Origin of the sequence: uncultured Thiodictyon sp., assembly GCF_903828115.1 — a bacterium.
Classification (GTDB): domain Bacteria; phylum Pseudomonadota; class Gammaproteobacteria; order Chromatiales; family Chromatiaceae; genus Thiodictyon.
The window spans coordinates 1-5382 of record NZ_CAIKKU010000348.1 but is presented as its reverse complement, the minus strand read 5'-3'; the positions used below and the strand labels follow the sequence as shown (position 1 = coordinate 5382).

6 protein-coding genes and 1 riboswitch are annotated in these 5382 nt (G+C 70.2%); all 6 genes read right to left on the bottom strand.

Translation table 11 applies throughout. The features are described 5' to 3' along the window. Window positions 1–203: 203 nt before the first annotated feature. Complete coding sequence (locus tag QZY48_RS12960; protein WP_295431272.1) at window positions 204–896, bottom strand: precorrin-8X methylmutase; 693 nt, start codon at window positions 894–896, stop codon at window positions 204–206. Then, window positions 893–1792 carry a sirohydrochlorin chelatase gene (locus QZY48_RS12955; RefSeq protein WP_295431271.1) on the bottom strand — a complete coding sequence of 300 codons (900 nt, stop codon included), beginning with the start codon at window positions 1790–1792 and terminating at the stop codon, window positions 893–895. Before QZY48_RS12955 ends, QZY48_RS12960 begins: the two co-directional genes overlap by 4 nt. 147 nt (window positions 1793–1939) lie before the next feature. Beyond that, entirely contained in the window at window positions 1940–2083 is a 144-nt protein-coding gene (locus QZY48_RS12950) for a hypothetical protein (RefSeq protein ID WP_295431270.1), read from the bottom strand. Further along, on the bottom strand, window positions 2080–2871 hold the full coding sequence (gene cobM, locus QZY48_RS12945; RefSeq protein WP_295431269.1) for a precorrin-4 C(11)-methyltransferase: 792 nt from the start codon (window positions 2869–2871) through the stop codon (window positions 2080–2082). Before cobM ends, QZY48_RS12950 begins: the two co-directional genes overlap by 4 nt. 263 nt (window positions 2872–3134) lie before the next feature. Then, window positions 3135–3359: riboswitch (cobalamin riboswitch) on the bottom strand. Window positions 3360–3615: 256 nt separating this feature from the next. Further along, on the bottom strand, window positions 3616–4884 hold the full coding sequence (locus QZY48_RS12940; protein ID WP_295431273.1) for a DUF1015 domain-containing protein: 1269 nt from the start codon (window positions 4882–4884) through the stop codon (window positions 3616–3618). Between the two features lie 307 nt (window positions 4885–5191). Further along, window positions 5192–5382, bottom strand: a 191-nt coding sequence (locus QZY48_RS12935) for a hypothetical protein (RefSeq protein WP_295431268.1), incomplete at its 5' end; no start/stop codon positions are given.

Here is a 5382-nt window from a genome sequence, read left to right as displayed (position 1 = left end):
CTGGACGTAGGCTTCATCAAGCTGGTTGAGGCTGTGGTCGCTCAGGTGCATCGGTCAGTGGCGCGGTATCATCGGGCAGCGTAGGGGGAACATACTGATCGGGCTGGAGGCAGCGGTCAAGGGGTCTCTGAACGGCTACCTCGCCGGAACTGTGCGGCCTGTCCCTCCTTTGGGTCGGCGCGGCGCGCTCCGCTATTGCGGATTCAGGACAATGGGGCCTCGGGCACCAAACCCTCCGCCGCCAGCGTCAGCAGCGCATGAATGGCCGCCACGACCAGCGTGGAACCGCCCTTGCGTCCCTGCACCAAGACCCAGGGGACCTCCGTGACCTCGGCCAGCATCGCCTTGGATTCCGCCGCCGAGACAAAGCCCACCGGCATCCCGATGATCAGGGCCGGGCGTACCCCCTCCTCCGCAATCAGGCGCAGGACCTCGAGCAGGGCGGTGGGGGCGTTACCGATGCCGATGATAGCGCCGTCCAGGAGCCCCAGGGCCTGGGCCTTGCGCATCGCCTGCACGGCGCGGGTGGTGCCCTGGGCCTGGGCCTGGGCGATCACGTCCGGGTCGGCGATGAACTGATAGGGCCTCAGCCCAAAGCGGGCCAGCCGGGCGGGCGAGAGACCAGCCAGGATCATCCCCACGTCGGCTACCAGGAGCCGACCGCCCTGGCGCAGCGCCGCCAGCCCGGCCGCGACCGCCCGCGGATGGAAGACGGTCAGGCCGTTGAGGTCGAAGTCCGCGCTGGCGTGGATCATGCGCCGTACGACCGCCCACTGGCCCGGGTCATAGGGGTGAGGACCGGCCTCCGCGTCGATGATGGCGAAGGATTCGTCCTCGATGGCCCGGCCGGCGCGGGTGAGTTGGGCGGTGACCGACGGGGCTGCGGGGCTGTTCATGGGTGTCCTGGCGCCTTGATGTGCGCGGTCATGGGGTCGGCTGGTAGGGCCGGGGCGATGCGGGTGTGGTCGTGGCCGTGCAGGTGCAGGCCCTCGGCCGCCGTGCGGTATTTGCAGCCGTCGCACTCCAGGAGCAGGCCGGCGGGCTGGTCCAGTCCCTGGGCGCGGGCGTCGAGCAGGTCGAAGATGGCCGGGTCGTGACCGAAGTAGTCCGCCAGGGCGAAGGCGACCCCGGGATAATGGGTGCGCAGCCGCCCGACCTGGGCACTGATCCGCTCGGTCAGCCGGCCGGCGAAGAGATAGACCGGCAGGATGGCGATCTGGGTCATGCCCAGGCGCGCCTGGCGCTGGACCGCGGTCTCCAGCCGTGGCCAAGCGATGCCGGTGAAAGCCAGATCCACCAGGTCGTGGTGGTTGGCCTCGAACAGCCAGCGCGCCAGACGCGCCAGTTCCCCGTTGGCCCCGGCGTCCGAGGAGCCGCGCCCCAGGAGGATGACCCCGGTAGTGCGGGGGTCGGGCCGGGCCAGCCCATCCATCAGGCCATCGAGCCGACCCTGGAGCAGGCCCAAGACCTCCGGCCCCATCCCGAGGTGCCGGGCGACGGCGAAGTCCACCCCGGGGTGACGGGCCCGGGCCGCCGCGACCGCGGCCGGGATCTCCATCTTCACATGACCGGCGGCATTGAGGATGAAGGGGATGACCAGCACCCGGCGCGACTCGCGGGCAGCCAGGTCCAGGCCGCCGTCCAACAGCACGGCGTCCCACTCGATGAAGCAGGTCGCGATCCGCCAATCCGGATGGCGCGCCCGCCACAACTCGGCGAACTGCAGGGTCTCGGCATTGCCCCCCTGGAAGCGGGAGCCGTGGCCGACCAACAACAGGGTCGTATCGTTCATCCAAATTCCGGCAATTGCGCTCACCAAGAAAAAAAAGCAGGGGTCGCTGTCCATGTCGTTATGCAAGACTGTTGAATCCTCTCACGGAGACACGGAGGCACGGAGAAGAAAGATCCAAGAACCAAGCCTTACTCTTTTCCGCGGGCCTCAAACGAATGCCGGGGGCACATCACGCATAGGCTGAGCAGCAGAACGATCGAACCATAACGCATCGCCACCGGCCTCGATCGTCATTTCTTCGCTATCTTTCTTTCTTGGTGTCTTTGTGTCTCCGTGAGAGAATTTCTTCATTCTTCCGCCGCCGGACCGGCAGCGCGCCGGAAGCGGTGCCCGAAGCCCGGGTCATAGAGCTTGGACGCGGTGAGTTCGGGCCAGTGGCGGGCGCCCAGGGTGGGGCTGGCGATGATCATGGCCTGGGAGGCGATGCCCAGGTCGCGGCAACGCCGGTCGATGTCGTCCAGGCGTCCGCGCACGATCTGTTCGGCACCCGGCCAGCTCGCCTTCTGCACCACCAGGATGGGCGCGTCCGGGGGCCAGCCGGCGGCGCCCAGGGCCTCCTGGACCTCCGGCAGCAGGGTGGCCGACAGATAGATGCACAGGGTGCAGCGGTGGGCGGCCAGCGCCGCGAGCGACTCGCCTTCCGGCACCGGGGTGCGCCCGGCCGTGCGGGTGAGGATCACCGTCTGGGTGACCTCCGGCAGGGTCAGGCTCTCCCCGGCCGCCGCCGCCGCGGCCATGGCGGACGTCACGCCCGGCACCACCTGCCAGGGGATGCCGGCCGCGTCCAGGGGGCGGGTCATCTCGGTCAGGGCGCCGTAGAGCCCGGGGTCGCCGGTCTGCAGGCGCACCACGGTCTCGCACTGACCGGCCGCGGCGGCGAGCCAGGCGACGATCTGCTCCAGGGTCATGGATTTGGAGTCCTGGAGCCGACAGCCGGGCGGGGCGAAGCAGGTCGCCGCCGCGTCCACGAGCGAGCCGGCATAGAGGATAGCCCCCGCCTGCTCCACCAGTCGACGCCCCTTGACCGTGATCAGGTCTGGGTCTCCGGGTCCGGCGCCGACGAACCACACGCGGCCCATGGCGTGGCCTCCGGTCAGGCGCGGGCCGACAGGCAAACCCGTCGGCGGCGTGGTGCTGCGACGCGGCCGGGGCCGGGGGCGCTCGGCATGATCATGGACCTCGTGACGGTACTTGGAAGCCGAGGCGATGAGCGGGGGGCGGGCGCGGCCCCGCCGGGACGGCGGGCCGGCGACGGCAGTCGCGGCAGACAGGGGTGGGAACGCACGGCGGTCCGCCGGACAGTCACCAGGCCCGATCAGCACGGGCCCGCACCCCGGGGCTCACACCAGTTCACGCCCTGGGCCGGTCTTCTGGCTCGCCCTCATCCGGGGTGCGCCGCCTTCCCGCGCGTATGGCGCGCAGTGGCATGTGGCGATCCCGTCAGGCTTACAGCAGCGGGGGCTGCGCCGGAGTGTGCGGCCGCGCAAGCGCGCCCGCGGTCACCGGACTTCCCGTTTCACCTCGCGGCACGGTCGCACCGCGGGGCACCCAAAGCGAGTCAGTAGGATAAGCCAGGCACGGCGGCGGGGGCAAGCGAGCGACGCAACCCAGAAGGAGCAGTTCTCTCACAGAGACACAAAGCCACAAAGATTTTCAAAGCGATATGTCGGTCGAGGAGGTCACCTGGGCGGTGATCGGCCCAACGCCTTCAATGATGTTGGAAGCAAAAAGATACGATAGGAATTTCGTACGTCAAATCAGACGCACGTCAAGATATGCAACGATCGGACGGCGGCGGGGCGCCCGCCTCGTCGCCTCAGGGATCAATCCAGGACCAGACTGACCACCCCATCCGCCAGCTTGGGCTCGAACCAGGTGCACTTGGGCGGCATGACGGCACCCGCCTCGGCCAGGGCCAGCAGGTCGGCCAGGGCGGTCGGGAAGAGCGAGAACCCCAGGCGCCAGGCCCCGCCGTCCACCTGCTGCATGAGCCCGGGGAGACCCCGGATGCCGCCGACGAAACCGATCCGGGGGTCCTGGCGGGGGTCCGCGATGCCGAGCAGCGGGGCGAGCACCTGGTCCTGGAGCAGGCGCACGTCCAGGCGTGCCGCCGGGTCCTGCCGCGGTGCGGCCGACGGGGGATGGTCGGGGTGGTCCAGGGTCAGGCGATACCAGGCGCGGTCCAGGTAGAGACCGAACTCACCGCGCCGACCGGGCATGACCGGCGCGGCACTCGGCACCAGCGCGCCGCACTCCCCGAGCTGGCGCAGGAAGGTCGCGGCGTCCCGGCCCTGGAGGTCACGCGCCAGCCGGTTGACGGCCAGCACCCGCAGTTGGTCGGCCGGGAAGCTGACCGCCAGGAAGCGGTTGTACGCCTCGCTCCCGGTGTGGCCCGGGTTGGCCGCCTGTCGGGCCGCGCCGATGCGCGCTGCCGCGGCGGTGCGGTGGTGACCGTCGGCGATATAGAGCCGCCGCTGGGCCTCGAAGCCGGCCGTGAGTCGCTCGATCGCGCCCTGGTCCGAGACGACCCAGAGTTGGTGCCGCACCCCGTCCCAGGTCCCGTCCGCGATGCTGCCGTCGAGCGCCGGGGCGGTGCGGGCGATCTCGGCCAGGGTGTCGTCGATGGCCGGGCTGGGGCGGTGGATCAGGTAGGCCGGACCGGCCTGGGCGCCGAGCGCCGCGATCTGCCGCACCCGGTCGTCCTCCTTATCGGCCAGCGTCACCTCGTGGCGCCTGATGCGCCCGGCCCGGTAGGCGGCGAGCGAGGCCGCGACGACCAGCCCGGTCTGGACCTGGGCGCCATAGCTCAACCGGTAGCAGTAGTAGCAGGGCTGCTGATCGCGCACCAGCAGGCCAGCCCCGCGCATCCGCGCGAACCGGGCAGCGGCCTGGGCATAGGACGCCGGTGCCTGGGGGTCGACCCCCGGCGGCAGGTCGATCTCCGGGCGCGACAGGTGCAGGAAGCTCCAGGGCCGCCCGGCCGCGAGCGCACGCGCCTCGTCCGTATCCAGCACATCGTAGGGCGGGGCAAGCAGTTCGGCGGCGCGGCCGGGGGCCGGGCGCAGGCCGGCGAAGGGGGCGATCAGGGGCATGGCAGGGGTTTCACGCTGGGTCATGGCGGTCACTATACCCACCCGGCGGCGGTCCGGGGGCGCCGGGTGCGATCAGAACTGATGTGTTGACGCCGAGCCCGTAGGGTACGCATCGCGGGCCTCGATCATCGTTCCGGCCAGTTCCCGGACGGAGTCCAAGGCTTTACCGTGAAAGTCCCCTGCGTAGCCAGGCCATCCTGGCCCGGCCAGGCTGGAACAGTCAGGGCTGGAAGCCCTGACTACGCAGGCTCGCTCGCCAGCGATCGGCATGACTTTCATCTGCCGGGTGGCGCGGGCGCCATGACCGTTAGCCTTGGATGGGCAGGACCAAGGCTGAAGCCTTGGACTCCAGAAGAGGGGGGTCGACTGGAACGCCGATCAAGGCCGCGTCGCATACCCACCGAGCCGCGGCAACCTCTGGGGCCGGGTACGCGATGCGTACCCTACAGCGACCGGACCTTCTCACGGACCGGGCGTCGTTGTCGTTGTCGTTGTCGT